The organism is Streptomyces sp. NPDC096176 (assembly GCF_044763255.1).
GTDB lineage: Bacteria > Actinomycetota > Actinomycetes > Streptomycetales > Streptomycetaceae > Streptomyces.
Map to the genome: position 1 here is coordinate 561149 of NZ_JBIWFV010000003.1, position 21228 is coordinate 582376.

At 71.5% G+C, this 21228-nt stretch carries 19 protein-coding genes and 2 pseudogenes; 9 read left to right on the forward strand and 12 right to left on the reverse strand.

Annotation, left to right across the window (positions count from 1 at the left end):
• Positions 1-184: 184 nt before the first annotated feature.
• Positions 185-508, forward strand: coding sequence for a plasmid stabilization protein (locus ACIQ7Q_RS11280; RefSeq protein WP_403858957.1), 324 nt, complete (start codon positions 185-187; stop codon positions 506-508).
• Positions 509-597: 89 nt separating this feature from the next.
• On the opposite strand, the gene ACIQ7Q_RS11285 is transcribed toward ACIQ7Q_RS11280, so the two are convergent.
• Positions 598-1272, reverse strand: a complete 675-nt coding sequence (locus ACIQ7Q_RS11285) for an endonuclease (protein WP_403858959.1) — start codon at positions 1270-1272, stop codon at positions 598-600.
• Complete coding sequence (locus ACIQ7Q_RS11290) at positions 1269-2420, reverse strand: Vms1/Ankzf1 family peptidyl-tRNA hydrolase (protein ID WP_403858961.1); 1152 nt, start codon at positions 2418-2420, stop codon at positions 1269-1271. The genes ACIQ7Q_RS11285 and ACIQ7Q_RS11290 overlap by 4 nt, the downstream gene beginning before the upstream one ends.
• Before the next feature lie 102 nt (positions 2421-2522).
• Here ACIQ7Q_RS11290 and ACIQ7Q_RS11295 point away from each other — a divergent pair, with 102 nt between their 5' ends.
• On the forward strand, positions 2523-2768 hold the full coding sequence (locus tag ACIQ7Q_RS11295; RefSeq protein WP_403858963.1) for a DUF6158 family protein: 246 nt from the start codon (positions 2523-2525) through the stop codon (positions 2766-2768).
• Positions 2769-2893: 125 nt separating this feature from the next.
• On the opposite strand, the gene ACIQ7Q_RS11300 is transcribed toward ACIQ7Q_RS11295, so the two are convergent.
• The 5 genes from ACIQ7Q_RS11300 to ACIQ7Q_RS11320 all read right to left on the reverse strand — a co-directional run bounded on the left by ACIQ7Q_RS11300 (position 2894) and on the right by ACIQ7Q_RS11320 (position 9268).
• On the reverse strand, positions 2894-3451 hold the full coding sequence (locus tag ACIQ7Q_RS11300; RefSeq protein WP_403858965.1) for a type 1 glutamine amidotransferase domain-containing protein: 558 nt from the start codon (positions 3449-3451) through the stop codon (positions 2894-2896).
• Between the two features lie 2 nt (positions 3452-3453).
• Positions 3454-3882, reverse strand: a complete 429-nt coding sequence (locus ACIQ7Q_RS11305) for a CBS domain-containing protein (RefSeq protein WP_403858967.1) — start codon at positions 3880-3882, stop codon at positions 3454-3456.
• A gap of 279 nt (positions 3883-4161) precedes the next feature.
• Complete coding sequence (meaB, locus tag ACIQ7Q_RS11310; RefSeq protein WP_403858969.1) at positions 4162-5157, reverse strand: methylmalonyl Co-A mutase-associated GTPase MeaB; 996 nt, start codon at positions 5155-5157, stop codon at positions 4162-4164.
• 8 nt (positions 5158-5165) lie between these two features.
• The gene (gene scpA, locus ACIQ7Q_RS11315; protein WP_403858971.1) at positions 5166-7373 is read right to left on the reverse strand and encodes a methylmalonyl-CoA mutase; all 2208 of its coding nucleotides are present in this window, start codon (positions 7371-7373) and stop codon (positions 5166-5168) included.
• The gene (locus ACIQ7Q_RS11320; protein WP_403858973.1) at positions 7373-9268 is read right to left on the reverse strand and encodes a methylmalonyl-CoA mutase family protein; all 1896 of its coding nucleotides are present in this window, start codon (positions 9266-9268) and stop codon (positions 7373-7375) included. The genes scpA and ACIQ7Q_RS11320 overlap by 1 nt, the downstream gene beginning before the upstream one ends.
• A 224-nt stretch (positions 9269-9492) precedes the next feature.
• On the opposite strand from ACIQ7Q_RS11320, the gene ACIQ7Q_RS11325 reads away from it, so the two are divergent.
• From ACIQ7Q_RS11325 to ACIQ7Q_RS11350, 6 genes are all read left to right on the forward strand, one after another.
• The gene (locus ACIQ7Q_RS11325) at positions 9493-9720 is read left to right on the forward strand and encodes a DUF6458 family protein (RefSeq protein WP_403858975.1); all 228 of its coding nucleotides are present in this window, start codon (positions 9493-9495) and stop codon (positions 9718-9720) included.
• A gap of 126 nt (positions 9721-9846) precedes the next feature.
• Positions 9847-11172: an NAD(P)/FAD-dependent oxidoreductase gene (locus ACIQ7Q_RS11330; protein ID WP_403858977.1), complete on the forward strand. Its 1326-nt coding sequence runs from the start codon at positions 9847-9849 to the stop codon at positions 11170-11172.
• A gap of 1 nt (position 11173) precedes the next feature.
• Positions 11174-13018: a transketolase gene (locus ACIQ7Q_RS11335; protein WP_403858979.1), complete on the forward strand. Its 1845-nt coding sequence runs from the start codon at positions 11174-11176 to the stop codon at positions 13016-13018.
• A complete protein-coding gene (gene ligD / locus ACIQ7Q_RS11340) occupies positions 13015-13926 on the forward strand; it encodes a non-homologous end-joining DNA ligase (RefSeq protein ID WP_403858981.1) in 912 nt (303 codons plus the stop codon). Before ACIQ7Q_RS11335 ends, ligD begins: the two co-directional genes overlap by 4 nt.
• A 70-nt stretch (positions 13927-13996) precedes the next feature.
• Positions 13997-14506 carry a DUF6328 family protein gene (locus ACIQ7Q_RS11345; protein ID WP_403858983.1) on the forward strand — a complete coding sequence of 170 codons (510 nt, stop codon included), beginning with the start codon at positions 13997-13999 and terminating at the stop codon, positions 14504-14506.
• Positions 14507-14625: 119 nt separating this feature from the next.
• Positions 14626-15264, forward strand: a complete 639-nt coding sequence (locus ACIQ7Q_RS11350) for an LAETG motif-containing sortase-dependent surface protein (RefSeq protein WP_403858985.1) — start codon at positions 14626-14628, stop codon at positions 15262-15264.
• Between the two features lie 118 nt (positions 15265-15382).
• Here the strand turns inward: ACIQ7Q_RS11350 and ACIQ7Q_RS11355 are convergent.
• The 5 genes and pseudogenes from ACIQ7Q_RS11355 to ACIQ7Q_RS11375 form a co-directional block, all read right to left on the reverse strand.
• Positions 15383-15743: pseudogene (locus ACIQ7Q_RS11355) on the reverse strand (TauD/TfdA dioxygenase family protein); the annotation flags it as partial.
• A pseudogene (locus tag ACIQ7Q_RS11360) lies at positions 15738-15995 on the reverse strand (ATP-binding cassette domain-containing protein); the annotation flags it as partial. The pseudogenes ACIQ7Q_RS11355 and ACIQ7Q_RS11360, both read right to left, overlap by 6 nt.
• A 3-nt stretch (positions 15996-15998) precedes the next feature.
• Positions 15999-16640 carry an ABC transporter substrate-binding protein gene (locus ACIQ7Q_RS11365; protein WP_403859181.1) on the reverse strand — a complete coding sequence of 214 codons (642 nt, stop codon included), beginning with the start codon at positions 16638-16640 and terminating at the stop codon, positions 15999-16001.
• Positions 16641-16658: 18 nt separating this feature from the next.
• Positions 16659-17024 (reverse strand): hypothetical protein, encoded by a 366-nt coding sequence (locus tag ACIQ7Q_RS11370; protein WP_403858987.1) that lies wholly within the window; start codon positions 17022-17024, stop codon positions 16659-16661.
• Positions 17025-17286: 262 nt separating this feature from the next.
• Positions 17287-17370, reverse strand: coding sequence for a putative leader peptide (locus ACIQ7Q_RS11375; RefSeq protein ID WP_403859183.1), 84 nt, complete (start codon positions 17368-17370; stop codon positions 17287-17289).
• A gap of 280 nt (positions 17371-17650) precedes the next feature.
• On the opposite strand from ACIQ7Q_RS11375, the gene ACIQ7Q_RS11380 reads away from it, so the two are divergent.
• The gene (locus tag ACIQ7Q_RS11380) at positions 17651-21133 is read left to right on the forward strand and encodes a phosphodiester glycosidase family protein (RefSeq protein ID WP_403858989.1); all 3483 of its coding nucleotides are present in this window, start codon (positions 17651-17653) and stop codon (positions 21131-21133) included.
• Positions 21134-21228 lie beyond the last annotated feature (95 nt).

The following is a 21228-nucleotide window of genomic DNA, read 5'->3' on the forward strand; positions in this document are numbered from 1 at the left end:
CTCACCCCGCCCGGCAGATGCGTGGAACGCCAGGAGCGGGGCGGACGCGGAATGCCCGCGGGAGCCCTGGGTACCCGCATTACCCGATCGGCCGCGCCCACCACCTCGGCAATTGCCGTCCAGTGGGGTACGGCGCACGGTGAAGGGGTTGGTTTTCCCGTCCCCGGGTGACAAAGGAGTGGTCATGCCTCGCGGTTCGAGTCCTAAGAGGGAACGACAGTACGAGCACATCAAGGAAGGGGCTGAGCAGCGCGGAACGAGCGAGGAGCGCGCCAAGGAGATCGCCGCGCGCACGGTCAACAAGGAACGCGCCCGCTCCGGAGAGTCCAAGACCGCGAGCAAGAGCTCCACGCAGGACATGTCGTCCTCCAAGCGGGGCGGCCGGCGATCGCACAGCGGCTCCGAAGGTCCGACCTACGACCAGTTGTACGCGGAGGCGCAGCGCCGCAATGTGCACGGCCGGTCGTCGATGAACAAGGAAGAGCTCAAGCGGTCCCTGGGAAAGTGACCGTGCGACGAAGTTCCGACGCGCGTTGCCGGATGCCGAGGGGTTCGGTCCCGCGGCATCCGGCCTTCGTGTGAAGAAGGTCGGGCCGGTCAGGCGGCTGCGTGCTCCTTCACGGACCCGGCCAGCTCCTTGTCCAGCGCGGCCCGCACCAGCCCGGCGGCCAGATGCGCGGCGTCGGCGTCGTCCGCCAGCCTCAGCAGCGTCTCGGGATCGTCGGCGATCCCCAGAAGGCGAGCGCCTTGCAGGGCCTTCTCGTCCAGCAGCGGCCCCGCCTCGGGCCAGACGCACTGGACCTCGCGCAGAAAGATGTCGATACCCGCGGGGCCGAGGCCCGGTATCTCCCGCAGCAGTCGGCGCAGTCCCCCGATGTCGCCGCCGGCCGTCTCGCGCATGCGGCGCAGATCGCCGCCGTACCGATCGATCAGCAGCTCCGCCCCGTCGCCCAGTTGGGTCGCCGTGCGCTCGTCGTAACGGCGGTAGCCGCCGCGGCCGAGGGCGTCGACCCGGTCCTGCCAGGAGGCCCGCGCCATGGCCTGGGGGCTGCGCATCCCCGCCCGGCTCAGCTCCTCGGCGGCGGCCACCGCCACGGAAGCGCGGATGCGGGCGCTCAGCAGATGGGCGAAGACGAGCAGCCGGTAGAGCGGCTGCGGGGTGTCGCGCAGCTTGATCCCCGCTTCTTCGGCGTATGTGCGGCCGTGGTCGTCGAGGAGCGCGTGCAGCACCGCGCGCTGCTGCTCCCGCCCGGGAGTCCGCTTGGTGCTCATCGCCCCTCCAGCTCCTGGTACGGCCGGCGCAGCAGGGCGCCCAGGCCGCCGACCGGGACGTCGTCGGCCGTCTCGGCAGTGTCGGTGGTGTCGGCGGGGTGGGTCGACAGGCTCTGCACCGCGGCGCCGGTTACCGCCGCCGAACGCAGCAGTGCGTCGTCGGCACGGGCGGCAACCGGGTGGGCGTCGCCCAGGTACTGCGACTCCGTGCGGCGTACGGCCAGTTGGTCGGGCTCGATGCCCACCCAGACCTCGCGGCGCGTGTCGGGTCCGTCCGGCCGTACGAGGAGCTCGGCTATCCGGTGCTCGCGCGCCGCCTCCACCAGTGCGGGCACACCCTCCGCGGTCGCGTCGGGGGCGGAGCGGAAGCGGGCCAGCTCCTCGTCGGCCGTACGGCGCAGATGCTCCCGGCGGGCGCGTTCGATGTCCTCGTCCAGCAGCCGGGTGGCGGCGCCCTGCGAACGGCCGCCGTGCGTGGTCTCGACGGCGCGGGGGCGCAGTCGCACGGGCAGCTGGTCGTGGACCAGGCGGCGCTCGCGGACGTTGCCGGCCAGTACCACCAGATCGGCGCCCACCTGCTCGTCGCAGGCGGCGATCGCATCGGCGATCTCACCCGCGCTGTACTCCCAGGTGTTCTCCACGCTCTGCTGGAACGGCAGCTCCGACCAGTCGTCCCGGCCGGTCCCGCGGAGGGGCCGGTCCCGCCCCTCGGCCTGCCCGGCGCGCCTGGTACCCAGCGGGGTGCGCACCTCCAGGTCCGCGCCCAGCCGGTCGATGTACGCGACGAGACACACGGGTTCCTGTGCGGCGAGGTCGAGCAGGGGAGCCACGTGCGGCAGCGCCGACCACCGGGCGTCGACGGCTACCGAGGGGCGGGTGGCCAGCGGCGGATCGAGGACAACCCGGCCGGAGGTGGCGAAGACGGCCCGCCCGGCGCCGTGGGTCCTGTCCGGTACGGACATCAGCGCGTCGTACACGGCGCGCCCGGTCGCGTCGTCCGCCCCTTGGCGCGAGAGGGAGTCGCACACATTCCTGGCCTGCAGCTCACGGCGTGTCCTGGTGGACTCGTCCTCCTGGCCCATGTCGATGTGAACGCTGGCCCAAGGGCCTGGACGCTCGTAGAGAGGGGTGAGAAACGAGAGCTGCATGACTTCCTCCCTCGCCGTCCGGGGTATCGCGTCACGAGCGGGTACCCGTGAGGCCATCCACCACACGCCACGAACACCACCACTCGGAAGGGGACGGTTGCCGTGAACGAGAGCGAGCACCGGCACAAGGGCGTCGATCCGGCGGACCTCGGCGAACAGGATCTGCTGCGGGAACTGGAGACCATCCACCGCAGCCGTCACGACACCCTGCTCTACGGCTCGGCCGCCGCCCTGGATGCGCACAACGTGCGGATGGCCGACCTGGAGGCCGAGTACCTCCGGCGTCACCCGGAGCGCCCCGTCGCGCCGGGCCGCACCCGCTCCGGCGCCCGGGCCAGGCACACCTGAGCGCCAGGACATCGCGCCGGGCCTGAGGGCAGCAGCACGGAGCGCCGGGCGCGCGCTCGACGCGCGGCCCCGGCGCTCGGCGGGGCAGGAGCCGGGCACGGCACGGCCAAGCGGCCGCCCGTGGCTCAGCGGCCTGCGGCGGCGCCGGAAACCTTGGCGAACTCGCTGGTGAACGCCTCGCAGAACGCCTTGAGGTCGCCCGGCTTGCGGCTGGTGATCAGGGTTCCGGGTGCGGCCTCGCAGACGTGCACCTGCTCGTCCACCCACTCGCCGCCGGCGTTGCGGATGTCCGTGCGCAGACTCGGCCACGACGTCAGGGTGCGGCCACGCACCACATCGGCCTCGACCAGCGTCCACGGCGCATGGCAGATGGCCGCCACCGGCTTTCCCGCCTCGAAGAACGCCTTGACGAAGGCCACCGCGTCCGCGTCCATCCGCAAAGCGTCCGGGTTGGCCACACCGCCGGGCAGTATCAGGGCCCCGAAGTCGTCCACCGAGGCGTCGGAGACCACATCGTCGACGGGGAAGGTGTCCGCCTTGTCGAGGTGGTCGAAAGCCTGCACCCGCCCGGACTGCGTCGACACAAGTCGGGGTCGGTCGCCGGCGTCGGTCACGGCTTTCCACGGCTCGGTGAGTTCGACCTGCTCCACACCCTCCGGCGCGATCAGAAACGCGATCTGCATGATCAGGTCCTTTCGTTGTTGCTCTCGGCCAGGCTGATGTCCGCCAGCGCGGAGTGCGGATCCTGGGCGACGGCGAGATCGCCGATGCTCACCACCCCGAGCGGGCGGCCGTCCTCAACCACCGGCAGCCGGCGCACCGCATGCGTGCGCATCAGCCGGACGGCCGATGCCACCGCGTCGTCGGGGCCGACGCACACCGGGTCCGGGGTGCACGCGGAGGCGACGCTGACACCTGCCGGATCCGCGCCCTCGGCGACCGAACGAAGGGTGATGTCCCGGTCCGTGAGCACGCCGACCACGTGATCGCCTTCGGCGACCAGTACATCTCCGATGTCCATGTCGCGCATGAGCCGCGCCGCTTCGACGAGTGAGGCGTCCGGCCGTACCGCCGCCGCACCGGCCGTCATGACTTCTCTCACCAACTGTGCCATTGCTGCTCGCCTTCCAGTGTCTTGCCGTACCAGCCCTGTCGGGGCGGCTGCCGGGCCCGGGTACCCGGGCGACGGCTTGCGACACAGGGCGATAGGAGCGGGGTGAGAGCGGCGCGAACAGCGGGGCCCGATATGAGGCCGAGTCCCACCGGGATGCGGGGGCGATGTTTGGACCCGGCGAGGGCGGGGACCCGGAGATCGGCCGAGCGGCCATGGGATGGGAGAACGGGCCGGGTGCCGAGGATCGGCGGACCTCCGCACCCGGTCCCGCCCGATCCCCTAGCGAGGCTCCGGCCGTCCGAAGGCGTCGAGGATGCGTTCGGCCGCCAGTGTGGCGGTCAGCTCCCCACTCCGTACCAACTGCTCCAGCCCGGGGGCGAGTTCGCGTACGCCGGGATGCCGGCGCAGTCGGTCCAGCAGCGTGTCGTGGACCATCGCCCACGTCCACTCGACCTGCTGGTCACGGCGTTTGGCGTCGAGAGCGCCGGTCGAGTCCAGTACCGCGCGGTGCTGCTCCAGCCGCTCCCACAGCACCTCGAGACCGGTGCCCTCCCGGGCGCTGCACGACAGCACCGGAGGAGTCCACGCGGCGTCGGCGGGATGCAGCAGCCGCAGCGCGCCGGCGAGCTCGCGGGCGGCCGAGCGGGCGTCGCGCTCGTGCGGTCCGTCCGCCTTGTTGACGGCGATCACGTCGGCCAGTTCCAGCACGCCCTTCTTGATGCCCTGCAGCTGGTCACCGGTGCGGGCGAGGCTGAGCAGCAGGAACGAGTCCACCATGCCCGCCACGGCGGTCTCCGACTGACCGACCCCCACCGTCTCCACCAGGAGGACGTCGTAGCCGGCGGCCTCCATCACGACCATCGTCTCCCGGGTCGCCTTGGCGACCCCGCCCAGCGTGCCGGAGCTGGGGGAGGGGCGGACGAAGGCCGCCGGGTCCACCGCCAGGCGCTCCATGCGGGTCTTGTCGCCCAGGATGGAGCCCCCGGTGCGGGTGGAGGACGGGTCGACCGCGAGGACGGCGACACGGTGGCCCAGAGCGGTCAGCATGGAGCCGAGCGCGTCGATGAACGTCGACTTGCCCACTCCGGGCACACCGCTGATCCCGACCCGTCTCGCCGCTCCCGCGTACGGCAGAAGCCCGGTCAGCAACTGCTGGGCCAGCGCCCGGTGGTCGGGACGTGAGGACTCCACGAGCGTGACGGCGCGGGCGATGTACGCCCGCGACCCCTCCCGGACGCCCTTGACGTAGGCGTCGATGTCGATCTTCGGCGGCATCGGCCGCCCTAGATCTCGTGGCCGAGTGAGCCGGCCAAGGTCCGCACCAGGTCCCGAGCGGCGTCCGGGATCACCGTGCCCGGCGGGAAGACCGCCGCCGCACCCGCGTCGCGCAGCGCCTGGACGTCCTGCGGCGGGATCACACCGCCGACCACGATCATGATGTCCTCGCGCCCCTCGGCCGCCAGCTCCTCGCGCAGCGCCGGCACCAGCGTCAGATGACCCGCGGCCAGCGACGAGACACCGACGATGTGGACGTCCGCCTCCACAGCCTGGCGGGCCACCTCCGCCGGCGTCTGGAACAGCGGGCCGACGTCGACGTCGAAACCGAGGTCGGCGAAGGCGGTGGCGATGACCTTCTGGCCGCGGTCGTGGCCGTCCTGGCCCATCTTGGCGACCAGGATGCGCGGCCGCCGGCCCTCCGCCTGCTCGAACTCCTCGACCAGGGCGCGGGTTCCGTCCACCGCGGGTGACATGCCGGCCTCGTTCCTGTACACACCGGAGATCGTACGGATCTGACCGGAGTGCCGGCCGTACACCTTCTCCAGGGCGTCGGAGATCTCTCCGACGGTCGCCATGGCCCGGGCCGCGTCCACCGCCAGCGCCAGCAGATTGCCCTCCAGACCACCTCCCTGCCCCGGACCGGCCTCGGCCGCCGCGGTCAGGGCGCGCAGCGCGTCCTGGCAGGCGCTCTCGTCGCGCTCCGCGCGCAGCCGCCGCAGCTTCTCGACCTGCTGGGTGCGCACCTGGGAGTTGTCGACCTTGAGTACCTCGATCTGCTCGTCGCTCTCCACGCGGTACTTGTTGACGCCGATCACCGGCTGTCGGCCGGAGTCGATACGGGCCTGGGTGCGGGCCGCGGCCTCCTCCACGCGGAGCTTGGGGATGCCGGCGTCGATGGCCTTCGCCATGCCTCCCGCGGCCTCCACCTCCTCGATGTGCTGCCAGGCGCGCCGGGCGAGGTCGTGCGTGAGCTTCTCCACGTACGCGCTGCCGCCCCACGGGTCGATGACCCGGCAGGTGCCCGACTCCTGCTGCAGCAGGAGTTGGGTGTTGCGGGCGATCCGGGCGGAGAAGTCGGTCGGCAGGGCCAGCGCCTCGTCGAGGGCGTTGGTGTGCAGCGACTGGGTGTGTCCCTGGGTCGCGGCCATCGCCTCGACACAGGTGCGGGTGACGTTGTTGAAGACGTCCTGCGCCGTCAGCGACCAGCCGGAGGTCTGCGAATGGGTGCGCAGCGACAGCGACTTGGGGTTCTTCGGATCGAACGTCTTCACCAGCTTCGCCCACAGCAGCCGCGCCGCGCGCAGCTTGGCGACCTCCATGAAGAAGTTCATGCCGATCGCCCAGAAGAACGACAGCCGGGGCGCGAAAGCGTCCACGTCCATGCCCGCGGCGATCCCCGCCCGCAGGTACTCCATGCCGTCGGCGAGGGTGTACGCGAGCTCCAGGTCGGCGGTGGCTCCTGCTTCCTGGATGTGGTAGCCGGAGATGGAGATGGAGTTGTAGCGGGGCATCTTCTGCGACGTGTACGCGAAGATGTCCGAGATGATCCGCATCGAGGGGCCGGGCGGATAGATGTAGGTGTTGCGGACCATGAACTCCTTGAGGATGTCGTTCTGGATGGTCCCCGCCAGCTTCTCGGGCGGTACGCCCTGCTCCTCCGCGGCCACGATGTACAGCGCGAGGACCGGCAGGACCGCGCCGTTCATCGTCATCGACACGCTCATACGGTCCAGCGGGATGCCGTCGAACAGCTGCCGCATGTCGTAGATCGAGTCGATCGCCACACCGGCCATGCCGACGTCGCCGGTCACCCGAGGGTGGTCGCTGTCGTATCCGCGGTGCGTCGGCAGGTCGAAGGCGACCGACAGACCCTTCTGGCCGGCCGCGAGATTGCGCCGGTAGAAGGCGTTGGACTCCTCGGCCGTGGAGAAACCCGCGTACTGACGGATGGTCCACGGCTGGTTGACGTACATCGTGGGGTACGGGCCGCGCAGATACGGCGCTACGCCCGGATAGGTACCGAGGAAGTCGACGTCCGCCAGATCGCGGTCCGTGTACAGGGGCTTGACCGGAATGCCTTCCGGCGTCTCCCACGCCAGCTCGCCGGCGTCCTTGCCGGTGGCCGTCTCGACGGCCGCCTGCCACTGCTCCTCATCGGCCGTGCCCGCGGCTGCGGGCCCCAGCTCGATACCCGTGAAGTCCGGGATGCCCATCACGCCACTCCGATCCGGTCGAGGGCCGTGGCCAGCACGGCGACCGCGTCGCCGCCCGCGACGACGAAGTCGTCGACGCCGGCCCTCTCGTACGTCTCACGCTGTTCGCCGGGCCGCCCGGCGAGGAGCACCCGCAGTGCGCCCGCGGCCTTCAGGGCCTCGGCCACCGCTCCGGCCTGCTCCGCGTAGAGCGCGTCGCTGGAGCAGATGCACGCCACGGACGCGCCGCTGGCGGCGAACGCCGCCGCGGCGGAGGCCGCGTCGACGGTCACCGGGTCGTGGACGGGTTCGATGCCGCCGGCCTGGAAGAGGTTGGCGGCGAAACCCGCCCGCGCGGTGTGCGCCGATGCCGGGCCGAGCGCCGCGAGAAACACCTTGGGCCGTGCCCCGGTCGCTGTCAGATGCGCGTCCGAACGAGCCCGCAGCGTCTCGAACGCCTCGTCACGGCGGACCACAGGCAGTCCGCCGCCGGGCCGTCGCGGAGCCGGATCGCGCTGCACCGCCGGCTGCCCGAGCAACGGGAACTCGCTGACTCCGGTGACCGGTTCGCGGCGCGTGGCCAGCTTCCGGCTGCGGCTCGCCCAAGCGGCGCCGATGCGCTCTCCGACCAGCCCGCTGCTCAGCGCGGCGGCCTGGCCGCCGGACGCCTCGATTTCCTGGAACCACGCCCAGGCCGCCTGCGCCAGTTCGTCCGTGAGCTGTTCGACGTACCAGGAGCCGCCCGCCGGGTCCACGACCCGGCCCAGGTGCGACTCCTCCAGCAGGATCGTGGAGGTGTTGCGGGCGATCCGGCGCGCGAAGGCGTCCGGGAGGCCCAGCGCGTGGTCGAACGGGAGCACCGTCACCGCGTCGGCGCCGCCCACCCCCGCGGCGAGCGATGCGACCGTCGTACGCAGCATGTTCACCCACGGGTCGCGCCGGGTCATCATCACGGAGGAGGTCACGGCGTGCTGCCGCTGCGCTCCGGCACCGCCGGTCACCCCGCACACCTCGGCCACCCGGGCCCACAGCCGGCGGGCCGCGCGCAGCTTGGCGATCGTCAGGAACTGGTCCGCGGTGGCTGCGTACCGGAACTCCAGCTGACCGCAGGCCGCTTGCGCGTCCAGGCCGGCTCCCGTCAGGTCACGCAGCCAGGCGACGCCGGTGGCCAAGGAGCACCCCAGCTCCTGGGCGGCCGTCGCACCCGCCTCGTGGTACGGCAGCGCGTCGACCGTCACCGCCCGCAGGCCCGGACGAGTGCTGTGGCACAGGGTGGCGAGCTCGGCTGCCGCGGCCGTTTGCTCGTCGAGCCCGTCATAACGGCCGGTGCGCGCGGCATGGCCCAACGGGTCGGCGCCGAGGTTGCCGAGCGCCGCCCCCGGGGCCACGCCCCTCTTCTCGTACAGCGCGAGCAACTCCCGGGCCGCCGCCTCGAAGGCACTGCCCGCGTCGAGCACCACAGGAGCCAGGTCAAGATAGACGCCCTCGAGCGCCGCGCCGAGACCGTCGAGAGGCACACCGGACTCGCCGACCGCCAGCCACACTGACGCGGCGCCGTTCTCGAGGTCGGTCAGGACCGCCTCGTTGGTACGGGCCGGATCAGGCCTTTCGTGGCGCTGGCGTACATCCCAGCCGGCGAGCGAAGCGCCCTGGGGCCTGCCGCCGCGGGTGAACGGGGCGAAGCCGGGGAAACCGGACGCGTCCGCACCGCCGTGGGGCGTGCCGGGGGAGGTGTAGAGAGGACGGGTGGTGATCCCGTCCTCCAGAGCCGTGGACAGCGCGTCCTCGGCCGCCGTGCCCGTCACGTCCTTGCCTGCCTTGCGCAGCACGCCTTCGACCAGGCGCTGCCACTGCTCATGGGTCGCATCCGGGAACTCGGCGGCCAGTGAGAACCCGTCATCGGGGAGGACCGTCATGCTCCGGATGTTAGGACAGACACCCAGAGTCACAGCAGTGCCGACGGCTGTGACCTTGCACTCCCCGGCCCGCTCTTGATCGATTGCGCGCCGTGCCCTATCCGGACGGCCCGTCTCGCGTCCACCGTCGGGCGGCCCATGCATGGCGTTACCTGGGGCGGGTACCCGCAACCCGACCAGGACGGCATCGAAGAAGCCGACGACCAGAGAAAAGGGTGAGTCAAATGGGTCTGGGTGGTTGCATCATCCTGATCGCGGCCGGAGCGATCCTCACGTTCGCCACCGACTGGGAGGTGAAGGGCGCCAACCTCGACGTGATCGGCCTGATCCTGATGGCCGTCGGCATCATCGGAGTCGCCACCTTCACCAGCATCGCCCGGCGTCGGCGCGTGGTCGTGCCGCCGACGACTCCCGTGGTCGAGGACCGGCCGAACCACCGTACGTACGAGTAGAGACGCACCGCACGAACGAGCAGGGCGGCCCGTCCCGGCCAGGCGCGCGCAGTGTTTGGCGGCCCAGCTCAGGGGCACCCGGATGCCGCTCGCCGTACACACCCCCGTTCGCGAACGGAGCCAACCGTGAGCCGTTCCCGTGTTGTAGTCGTCGGAGCCGGGTTCGCCGGATTCCACGCCGCCCGCACGCTCGTGCGGACCCTGCGCGGCCAGGCCGAGGTGGTCCTGCTCAACCCGACCGACTACTTCCTCTATCTGCCGCTGCTCCCGCAGGTAGCGGCGGGCATCCTCGAACCGCGCCGTGTGACGGTCTCGCTCCCCGGCACCCTTCCTCAGGCCCGTCTGGTCCTCGGCACGGCCACCGTGGTCGATCTCGCCGAACGGCACGTCCACTACGAGGGGCCGGAGGGCGAAAGCGGCCGGCTCGACTACGACCGGCTCGTGCTCGCCGTCGGCAGCGTCAACAAACTGCTTCCGGTGCCCGGCATCGCCGAGCACGCGCACGGCTTCCGCGGCCTGCCGGAAGCCCTCTACCTGCGCGACCACGTCACCCGGCAGATGGAGCTCGCCCTCGTGGCGGACAGCGCGGAAGAGCGTGCCGCCCGCCGCACCTTCGTCGTCGTCGGCGCCGGATACACCGGCACCGAAGTGGCGGCCCACGGCGCCATGTTCACCCGGGCGCTCGCGGACCGGCAGCGCGCCGGGAACAGGGACGGCCGGCCGCGCTGGGTGCTGGTGGACATCGCGGACCGGGTGCTGCCCGAACTCGACCGCAGGCTCTCGGACACCGCGGACCGGGTACTGCGCGAACGCGGCGTCGAGATCCGCACCAAAACGTCCGTCAAGGAAGCCACCGCGAACGGAGCGCTCCTCGACGACGGCGACGACATCGCCACCCGCACCCTGGTCTGGTGCGTCGGCGTACGCCCCGACCCGCTGGTCTCCGACATCGGGCTGCCCGTCGAACGCGGCCGGCTGGTCGTCGACTCCGCGCTCACCGTGCCCGGTCACCCCGAGGTGTTCGCCTGCGGGGACGCCGCCGCGGTCCCCGACGTCACCCGCCCCGGCGAGTACACACCCATGACAGCTCAACACGCCACCCGTCAGGGCAGGACGGCCGGCCACAACGTCGCCGCCTCCCTCGGCCGGGGCGCCCGGCGCGCCTACGTCCACCACGACCTGGGTTTCGCCGTGGACCTCGGCGGCGTCAAGGCCGCCGCCAACCCCCTCGGGGTGGCGCTCCCCGGCCCGCTCGCCGGGGCCGTCACCCGCGCCTACCACCTTGCCGCGATGCCCGGCAACCGGGTGCGCGTCGCCGCCGACTGGGCCCTGGACGCCGTACTGCCCCGCCAGGCGGTCCAACTGGGCCTTGTGCGTTCCGGATCGGTCCCGCTCGACACCGCCTCGCCGGAACTGGCGCGGTTCGCGGGCGCCCCCTCCAAGGAGCAGTGAAATGCAGGACGAACAACTTGCAGAGCTGGCACAGCAGTTGCGCGTGGACGCCGTACGCGCCGCCGACGCCGCAGGTTCCGGCCACCCGACGTCCTCCATGTCCGCGGCCGAACTCGGGGCCGTCCTTCTGGCCCGTCATCTGCGCTACGACTTCAGCCGCCCGGAGCACCCCGGCAACGACCGGCTCGTACTCTCCAAGGGCCACGCCTCGCCGCTGCTGTACGCCTTGTACCGGGCCGCGGGGGCGATCGACGACGAGGAACTGCTCACCTTCCGCCAACACGGCAGCCGCCTCGAAGGGCACCCCACTCCGCGACTGCCCTGGGTGGACGTCGCCACCGGCTCACTGGGTCAGGGGCTCCCTGTCGGTGTCGGCATGGCACTCGCGGGCAAGAGGCTGGACCAGATCCCGTACCGCGTCTGGGTGTTGTCCGGTGACAGCGAGATGGCGGAAGGGTCGGTGTGGGAGGCCGTCGAGCACGCCGCCTTCGAGCGGCTGGACAACCTGACGCTGATCATCGATGTGAACCGGCTCGGCCAGCGCGGTCCCACCCGCTTCGGCTGGGATCTCGACGCGTACGCCCGCCGGCTCCAGGCCTTCGGCTGGCACACCGTCGAGATCGATGGACACGACGTCAGGGCCGTCGACGACGCCCTGTCCGAGGCGGCGGCCACCGTGGGCCGGCCCACCGCCGTCATCGCCCGCACCGAGAAGGGCCGTGGAGTGAGCGCGGTCCAGGACCAGGAAGGCAAGCACGGCAAGCCGTTGCCCGACGCCCAAGAAGCGATCGAGGAACTCGGCGGCGTACGCACCACCACCGTCGAGGTCCAGCCGCCACCCCAGGCCCGCGTCCTGCACGCCCGCACCGCCGGGCTCACCCTGCCCGTGTACGAGGTCGGCGACGAGGTCGCCACCCGCACCGCGTACGGCCAGGCCCTCGTCGCCCTGGGCTCCGCACGCACCGACGTCGTGGCACTCGACGCCGAAGTGGGCGACTCCACACGCACCGAGTACTTCGCCAAGGAGCACCCCGGCCGCCACTTCCAGTGCTACATCGCCGAACAGCAGCTTGTCGCCGCGGCCGTGGGCATGTCCGCCAGGGGCTATGTTCCCTTCGCCGCGACGTTCGCCGCCTTCCTGACCCGCGCCCACGACTTCGTGCGCATGGCGGCCGTCAGCCGCGCCTCCATCAACCTCGTCGGCTCCCACGCGGGGGTCGCCATCGGCCAGGACGGGCCCTCCCAGATGGGCCTGGAGGACCTCGCCATGTTCCGCTCGGTGCCCGGCAGCACCGTCCTCTACCCGTGCGACGCCCACCAGACGGCCCGGCTCGTCGCGGCCATGGCGGACCTGCCCAACGTGAGCTACCTGCGCACCAGCCGCGCCGACATGCCGGTGCTCTACGGGCCGGACGAGGACTTCCCGGTGGGCGGCTCCAAGGTGCTGCGCTCCTCCCACCGCGACCGGGTCTGCGTCGTGGCCGCCGGTGTGACCGTGCACGAGTCGCTCGCCGCCGCGGCTCTGTTGGAGCGCGAGGGCATCTCGGTGCGCGTCGTCGACCTCTACTCCGTCAAGCCCGTCGACAGCGGGACGCTGCAGAGCGCCGCAGACGACACCGGCTGCCTGCTGACGGTCGAGGACCACCGCCCGGAGGGCGGCATCGGCGACGCCGTGGCCGAGGCGTTCTCCGACGGGCAGCCCATGCCCAGGCTGGTACGGCTGGGGGTACGGAACGTGCCGGCGTCGGCAAAGCCCGAGGAACAGCTCCACGCGTCCGGTATCGACGCCGAGTCGATCGCGGCGGCGGTGCGCCTGCTCGTCGCGGAAGCGATGGTGCGCCCGTGACAGAGAGCAGGACGCACAGTGTGCGGGCCGGCGGACGAACGGTACGGATCAAGCGGCCCGACAAGGTGCTTTTCCCCGACGACGGGATCACCAAGGCCGACCTCGCCGACTACTACCGGGCGATCGCACCCCATATGCTGCCGCACCTGCGCGGCAGGCCGCTGATGCTGGAACGCCACCCCGACGGCATCGACGGCCCCCGCTTCATGCAGAAGAACACCCCGGACAACTACCCCGACTGGATACGCAGGGTGGAGGTCGCCAAGGCCGACGGCACCGTGAACCACACCGTCTGCGACACCACCGCCACCCTCCTGTACCTCGTCGACCAGGCGTGTATCACATTCCACCGCTGGCAGTCCCGAGTCGGCCGCCTGGAGCGGCCCGACCGGCTGGTCTTCGACCTCGACCCGACGGGCGACGACTTCGAGCCGGTGCGCCGGGCCGCGCGGCAGCTCGGCGACCTCCTGGACGAGCTCGAGCTGCCGTCCGTGCTGATGACCACCGGCTCCCGAGGGCTGCATGTGATCGTGCCACTCGCCGGCGACACGGACTTCGACAGAACCCGTGCCTTCGCGCAGGAGGTGGCGGAGACACTGGCCCGCCGGGATCCCGACCGGCTGACCACAGCGGCACGCAAACAGGCACGCGGGAACCGCCTCTACCTGGACGTGCAGCGCAACGGCTACGCCCAGACGGCGGTGACGCCCTACTCGGTGCGTGCCAGGCCCGGGGCGCCGGTGGCCACGCCGATCGGCTGGGAGCAACTGGAGGACCCGGAACTGGCCCCGGGGCGCTGGACGGTCGCCGACGCACTCGAACAGGCACGGAGCGACCCCTGGGGGGATGCGCTCGGCAGACGGCGGGCCGTGGGGCCGGCCGGCCGCCGACTCGCGGCTCTTCGATAGGAGGCTGCGACACAGACGTTCCGGCCGCCCTCCGCCGATCCGGCGCCGGAAAGAAGGGAGCCGCAGTGCCATGGACAGGAACAGGGGCAATGGCAAGGGAAAGGGCAATGGTGGACCCGGGCGCGACGAGACGGAAGACGAAAGGGCCGACCGGAGATGGGCCGACCTGATCCAGGAATTGCGCGTCGCCCAGACCGGAGTGCAGATCCTTTTCGGTTTCCTGCTGACCGTGGCTTTTCAGCCACGCTTCGTCGAACTGTCGCAGACAGACCAGACCATCTACTCCGTGACCGTCGTGCTCGGGGCGGCGACCACAGGAGTGCTGATCGGCCCCGTGGCGTTCCACCGGATGCTCACCGGCCGCCGGCTCAAACCGCAGACGGTCTCCTGGGCGTCGCGGCTGACCGTCCTCGGACTGGTGCTGCTGCTGTGCACGATGGCGTTCGCCCTGCTGCTGATACTCCGAGTGGTCCTCGACGACACGATCGCGCTCTGGCTGGTCATCGCCATGGTGGTGTGGTTCGTGGTGTGCTGGTTCGTTCTGCCCGCGTGGACCCGCGCCACACGACGCGGGCCCTGATTGACGCGTTTTCAGCCGCCGCGTCTGTGCGTCGGTTGGGGCGATTGCGGAGCCATGAGGCCCTGGCGGTACTGTGCGCGCACCGCCAGAGGAATGGCGCGGCAATCGTGGAGGACTCAGTGACAGAAATCAGAAGATCGTGGCGGCGCACGGGAGCGTTCATAGCCGTCGCTTCGGCCGGCGCGCTCGGCGTCGGCCTTTCCGCCGCACCGGCGATCGCGCACACGCCGGTGTGGTCGGTGACCTGCGACGAGGTCAGCGTCGACCTGACCGCGTACAGCCCCACCAAGGACAACACCGTGACGATCACGGTGGACGGCAAGGACCTGCTGCCGGCCAAGACGTTCAAGGGCGAATTCCACGACAAGCTCGACCTTCCCGAGCACAGCGAGGAAGTCACCGTCCGTCTGATCGTCAAGGCCGGGGACGACGACAAGTTCTCGCGCGACGAGACGAAGACCGCTCCGGTGTGCGAGGACGACAGCACGCCGAGCCCCTCGCCGTCGACGACGCCCCCCTCGCCGACGCCGAGCGAGTCCTCGCCCGCGCCCAGCGCCACGCCGAGCACCAGCGCGCCCGCCACGAGCGCCCCCGCGACGCCCTCGGCCCAGCCGAGCACCGACGCGCCGGGCGGCGGCCTGGCCGAGACCGGTGGCTCCAGCGCCACCCCGCTGATCGCGGGTGCGGCCGCACTGGTCATCGTCGCCGGCGGTGGCATCATGTGGGCCGCGCGCAAGCGCCGCAGCGCCCAGCACTGATGTGACACGGGGCGGGCGGGTCGTGACGGCCCGCCCGCCCTTTCGTGCTCCCGGTACCCTTTGTGTTCCCGGCGCCTTTGTGTTCCCGGCGGCTCCGACGCCGGGTGGGCCCACCGCGTCAGGCGGCGGCCGGCGTGTAGTGAGCCGCCCCGTTGCCCTCCACGATCACGCTCGTGCGGCCGTCGACCCCGACCGGCACATCCCCGGCGACCGTCACCCGGTGCAGCAGCCGCGGCAGGTCGCCGTAGTCGTCGGGTGCGTAGTGCTGGGTGATGCGGTTGTCGAACAGGACCAGGTCCCCCGGCGCCCAGGTCCAGCGCACCACGTTCTCCGGGCGGGTCACGTACGACTGGAGGATCCGCAGGATGTCCCGGGATTAGCCCCCGTTCGCCCGACTCCGGATGGACCCGCACCACGGGGTGCTCGGTGCGGTACTTCGTGGAGAAGGCCGCCGAGCACCGGCGTCGCTTTGCCCGGTCCAGGCCCGGTCCGGTGACCGGCTTGCCGTCGAGCAGGATCTCGTCCGCGGTCGGGCGGGACAGGCCGCCGAGCAGGTCCAGCAGCGTCGACTTGCCGCAGCCGCTCGGCCCGACGACCACGGTGAACTCCCCGGCGGCGATGTCGAGGTCGATGCTCTCCAGGGCCGTGGTGTCCGAGCGGCCGCGGCCGCCGGGGAAGGACTTCCCCACGCCCCGGAAGCTGATCTTCGGGTTGATGTCCCGGGTGGTCATGCGTCAGCGCCCCTTCGCGGCGCGCCCGCCGCCGTTGAATTCGTTGGTGTACAGCTCGTCGACGCTGACCTGCCGGGTCTTGATGTCGCCCCGGTCGGCGAGCCAGTCGGACCAGACGGACAATTCGTCGGCGGCGATACGGCCGCCGGGCGCGGCGACGCCGAACGACTGCCAGTACCTGAGCGGGTCGGTGCTCTCGTTGCGGCCCCGCCGTTCGACGATCTCCGTCATGCGGGCCACCACCTCGTCGCGCGGGGTGGTGCGCGACCAGTCCAGGGCCTTGCCGACGCCGGTCACGAAGGTCCGTGCCGTCCGCGGGTTCTGTTCGAGGAAGCGCTGGGTGAAGACGTACGTGCCGGCGGCACTGAACGCGCCGCGCAGGTCGAAGTCGCTGAACAGCTTGCGCACCCCGCCGGTCTCGAGTGCCTTGTCGCGGAGAATGCCGCCGAGGACGGCCACGTCGATCTGTCCCCGCCGCAGCGTCTGTTCGGTGTTGACGGGAGGGACGACGATGCGTTCGACCCGTTCCGCCTCCGCCCGGCTCAGCCCGTGCTTCTCGAGATAGATGTCGAGCATCGCCTCGTGGTGCGCGCCCAGGGTGTTCATGCCGACCTTCTTGCCGATGAGGTCGCGCGGTGAGCGCAGAGGGCTGGTCCGTGTGACCTAGAAGCCGCTGTAGGCGGCCTTGTCGGAGCCGTAGTAGCTGATGACGGCCTTGATGGGCGCGTTGCGGGCGGCGAGTTTGACGACGGCTCCGTTGAAGGCGCCGCCGAAGTCGATCTGTCCGGAGGCGGCGGACTGGATGTCCTGCGGACCGCTGGTCGTGTTGCCCACCCACTCCAGCGTCAGTTCCTCCAAATAACCCAGCTCGGCGGCGAGTTCGGCCGGGGTGACCTGACCGGCCCAGCCCTGGTAGCGCAGCGTCGTGGTGTTCCGTGTGCCGCTTCCGCTCGCCGTGCCGCAGCCGGCGACCGCCAGTGCGGAAAGGCCGGAGAGCGCGAGAAAACCGCGTCGGGATATGTGGTGCACGTCGAATTCCTTCAATGGCTGCGCAAGGACCGCAAACCGCAGAGGCGATGCAATCCGAGCAGGGGGCAGTAATTCGGGGGAACGGGAAAGGTGAAGGGGGCAGGAACGGGTGAACCGGAATCCTGCTCGGTGTAGGCGCGCCGCCGCGAAGGCGTACCCGCCCCGCTCCCGGCCCGAGCGCCCGACGGCCCTATGGGCGGCGGGTGTCGGCCCTGTTCAGGGCTGGGTGTGTACGGGGAGAGGAGTCAGCGGTGCGCGCGCTTCAGCAGCCGGCGGCACAAAGTGCGCTGGCGTGACGTCGCAGATCGACGTGCAGACGCGATACGAGAATCTCGGCTTGACTCACGAAAGAGAGACTGTCAGCCAATTCCGGCCGCGTCAATCTCCGATGGGACAACGTCTCGCATCGTGAATTGTTTCAGATTTCTTGCGCCGAACGGCGGGGCGGCACGAGCAGTCGGCGTGGTGACAACGGAGTCGGGAGGCAGGTCACGCCGGGCTGATCGGGACGTCACCTGTTCCTCCGTCCTTCACTCCGACCCTCTGGCGCGATGCTCCCGGCCCGGCGATGCTGTCCGCCGACAGCGCTTACTACGTGCTCAACCAGCCATCCTTCAGGAGAACTTGTGGGCCTTGGCAGAGCAAGACACACCGTCGTGCTGGTCGCGGCGCTCTCCGCACTCACTGCAGGGGCCACCGCCCCCGCAGTCGCCGATCCCCAACCTGTCCCGCCGCCGCGGAAGTCCGCCGAGATACTGCGGCCCATCGTCCCGCCGCCCGCCAGTGGCTCCGGCAGCGGCCAGGCCGCCGTGGCAGACCCGGACGGCATCGAGACCGGCAGAAGCTCCCGGCCGATAGCCCCCGGCGTCCTGCTCACCTCGTACGACCGGCTCGAAGCCGACAAGTGGCTGCGTGTCGACACGCTCGCCGTCGACCTCGGCGGCAGCGGGACACAGGCCGACTACCTGTCGTCCGGCAAGGTCGCCGAACGGCGCAGCGTTTCCGAACTCGCCGCCCACCACGACGCGGGCGAGGGCCGGCGCACCGTCGCCGCCGTCAACGCCGACTTCTTCGACATCAACCAGACAGGCGCGCCGCTGGGACCCGGCATCAAGGACGGCGCCGTCACCCACTCGCCCGCCCCCGGCGCAGGGCGCGCCGTGGGAATCGGCCCCGACGGGGCGGGCCGCGTCCTGCAGTTGTACTTCGACGGCACACTCACCGTCCCCGGCGGGCAGCACGTTCTCGGCGCGTACAACGCCGCCAACGTCCCCGCGGGCGGCATCGGCGCCTACACCTCGGCCTGGGGCGAGGCCGATCGGGCCCTCACCGTCGACGCCGCGACGCCCGTCGCGGAGGCCGTCGTGCGCGACGGCAAGGTCGTCACGGTGCTCGAGGGGCCCGGTGCCGGCCCCATCGAGGCGGACACCACCGTGCTCGTCGGGCGTGAGGCAGGGGCGGCCGTCCTCGCGGCGCTGCGGCCCGGCGACCCGGTCGAGATGGCGTACCGGCCCCGTACGAACGGCGGGCCGGTGCCGCGCACGGCCGTCGGCGGCCGTGAACTCCTCGTCGTCGACGGCGTCGCACAGAACCACGACGGCACCGGCAACAACGCCGCCGCGCCGCGCACCGCTGTCGGATTCTCCGAGGACGGCCGCGCGATGCAGATCATCACCGTCGACGGCCGGCAGGCCGACAGCGGCGGAGTCAGCCTCACCGAGCTCGGCCTGATGATGAAGAAGGCCGGCGCACACAACGCCCTCAACCTCGACGGCGGCGGCTCCTCGACCCTTGTCGCCCGCGAACCGGGCAGCGACACACTCCAGGTGGAGAACAGCCCCTCCGACGGCAGCGAACGGGAGGTCCCCAACGGCCTCGCCCTGACCGCTCCCGACGGCAGCGGCAAGCTGCGCGGCTACTGGGTCGAGACCCAGGTGCCGGCGGTGGACGCGCCCACGGCCGACCCTGTCAAGGGAGGTCACCCGGAACGGGTGTTCCCCGGCCTGACCCGCCGGCTGACGGCCGCGGGGTACGACGAGACATACGGTCCCGCCGCCGGAGACCCGCGCTGGCGCTCCCTGCGTCCCTCCGTGGGCAACGTCGACCCCGACGGCGTATTCCGGGCGCGGCGCAGCGGCATCACCGACATCCGTGCCGAGCGGGCCGGCGCCCACGGCGGCATCCGGCTCACCGTGCTCGACGACCTGGCCCGCATCGAGCCGACCACCCGCCGCGTCTCACTCGCCGACCCGGACGCCGTCGGCAGCTTCGGCATCCTCGGCCTCGACGCCCAGGGCAACAGCGCGCCGATCGAGCCCGGTGACCTCCAACTCACCTACGATCAGGCTCTGTTCGACATCCACGACGACGGCCGCGGCTCGTTCACCGTCACCGCGCGCACCGGAGGAAGCACGGCCGGCCGGATCACCGCGACCGCCGCAGGTGTGACCACGACCCTCGCCGTGAGCGTCGGCCTCGCCGAACAGGCGGTGACGGGATTCGACGACGCGGCTGCCTGGACCTTCAGCCAAGCCCGCGCGAGCGGCTCCGTCGCAAGGACCCCGGACGGACACAACGGCGCAGGCCTTCAACTCACCTACGACTTCACGCAGTCGACCGCGACCAGGGCCGCGTACGTCAACCCGCCGCAGCGGATCGCCGTCGACGGGCAGCCGCAGTCCTTCACGATCTGGATCAAGGGTGACGGCAACGGAGCCTGGCCCACCCTGCACCTCAAGGACGCTGCCGGTTCCGACCAGTTGCTGCGCGGTCCGTACATCACCTGGACCGGCTGGCAGCAGGTGAAGTTCCCTGTGCCGCAAGGTGCGGCGACGCCGCTGTCCGTCCACCGGTTCTATCTCGCGGAGACCGCCGCGAACAGGCAGTACACCGGGCAGATCGTCATCGACGGCCTCGATGCGCAGGTGCCGCCCGCGGTCGACCTGCCGGAGCCGCCGGCCGTCGTCGACCCGCTCATCGACCCCGCGGCCACGACAGAGCGGCGGGACTGGCAGTTCGCCGTGATGTCCGACGCGCAGTTCGTCGCCCGGGCCCCCGACAGCCCGATCGTCGCGCAGGCCCGGCGGACGCTCCGGGAGATCAAAGCGGCGCGGCCCGACTTCCTCGTCGTCAACGGCGATCTCGTCGACGAGGGCTCACCCGCCGACCTGGCGTTCGCACGCCGTGTGCTGACCGAGGAGCTCGGGGACGAACTGCCCTGGTACTACGTGCCGGGCAACCACGAGGTGATGGGCGGGAAGATCGACAACTTCGTCGCCGAATTCGGCCCCGCGCACCGTACGTTCGACCACCGCGGCACCCGGTTCCTCACCCTCGACACGTCCAGCCTGAGCCTCCGCGGAGGCGGCCTCGCCCAGATCATGCAACTCCGTGCACAGCTCGATTCGGCGGCCGGCGACCCCCGGATCGGCTCCGTCATGGTGATCGAGCACGTCCCGCCGCGGGACCCCACCGTCCAGCAGGGCAGCCGGCTCGGAGACCGGAAGGAGGCGGCACTGCTCGAGGACTGGCTCGCGGAGTTCCGCCGCACGACGGGCAAGGGCGCGGGGATGATCGGCAGCCACGTCGGCGTCTTCCATGCCGCCCACGTGGACGGCGTGCCGTACCTCGTCAACGGCAACTCGGGCAAGGCCCCGGCCGGGCCGGCCGGCGAGGGCGGCTTCACCGGCTGGTCGCTCGTCGGCATCGACGGCATCTCGCACGCCGAGCAGGCGGTCGCCCGCCGGGCGCCGTGGGAGGCACGGCCCGACTGGCTCTCCGTCCAGACCCGCTCGCACGTCGACACACTCCTGCTGGACGCACCCGTCGTCCTGCGGCCGGGCGAGACCGGCGATGCGCAGGCGACCGTCGTCCAGGGCACGCGACGAGTACCGGTGGCCTTCCCCGTCAGCGCGGACTGGACAGGCTCGCCGAATCTCCACATCGGCCCGGCGGACTCCGCGCGAGGCCGCCACGCCGCGGCCTTCGACCCGGCCACGGGCCGCGTCACCGCGCTGCGCGCGGGCACCTTCACCCTGGCGGTGACGGTCAACGGCACGACGACGGAGGTGCGCACGAACGTGGTGACGGCCCGCGACCGGGCGGCCTGAGGCCGGGAACCGTCAGGGAAGGCGCGCGCCCCTTCCCTGACGGGGCCGGGCCCCGGATCCCTCGCCCGGAACCACCACCGGGCAGGGCAACGGGC

Excerpts from the sequence above, each read along its gene's own strand:
- ACIQ7Q_RS11280 (WP_403858957.1), top strand. The coding sequence starts at position 185 with ATGCCTCGCGGTTCGAGTCCTAAGAGGGAACGACAGTACGAGCACATC.
- ACIQ7Q_RS11285 (WP_403858959.1), bottom strand. The coding sequence starts at position 1,272 with ATGAGCACCAAGCGGACTCCCGGGCGGGAGCAGCAGCGCGCGGTGCTG.
- ACIQ7Q_RS11290 (WP_403858961.1), bottom strand. The coding sequence starts at position 2,420 with ATGCAGCTCTCGTTTCTCACCCCTCTCTACGAGCGTCCAGGCCCTTGG.
- ACIQ7Q_RS11300 (WP_403858965.1), bottom strand. The coding sequence starts at position 3,451 with ATGCAGATCGCGTTTCTGATCGCGCCGGAGGGTGTGGAGCAGGTCGAA.
- ACIQ7Q_RS11305 (WP_403858967.1), bottom strand. The coding sequence starts at position 3,882 with ATGGCACAGTTGGTGAGAGAAGTCATGACGGCCGGTGCGGCGGCGGTA.
- meaB (WP_403858969.1), bottom strand. The coding sequence starts at position 5,157 with ATGCCGCCGAAGATCGACATCGACGCCTACGTCAAGGGCGTCCGGGAG.
- scpA (WP_403858971.1), bottom strand. The coding sequence starts at position 7,373 with ATGGGCATCCCGGACTTCACGGGTATCGAGCTGGGGCCCGCAGCCGCG.
- ACIQ7Q_RS11320 (WP_403858973.1), bottom strand. The coding sequence starts at position 9,268 with ATGACGGTCCTCCCCGATGACGGGTTCTCACTGGCCGCCGAGTTCCCG.
- ACIQ7Q_RS11325 (WP_403858975.1), top strand. The coding sequence starts at position 9,493 with ATGGGTCTGGGTGGTTGCATCATCCTGATCGCGGCCGGAGCGATCCTC.
- ACIQ7Q_RS11335 (WP_403858979.1), top strand. The coding sequence starts at position 11,174 with ATGCAGGACGAACAACTTGCAGAGCTGGCACAGCAGTTGCGCGTGGAC.
- ACIQ7Q_RS11345 (WP_403858983.1), top strand. The coding sequence starts at position 13,997 with ATGGACAGGAACAGGGGCAATGGCAAGGGAAAGGGCAATGGTGGACCC.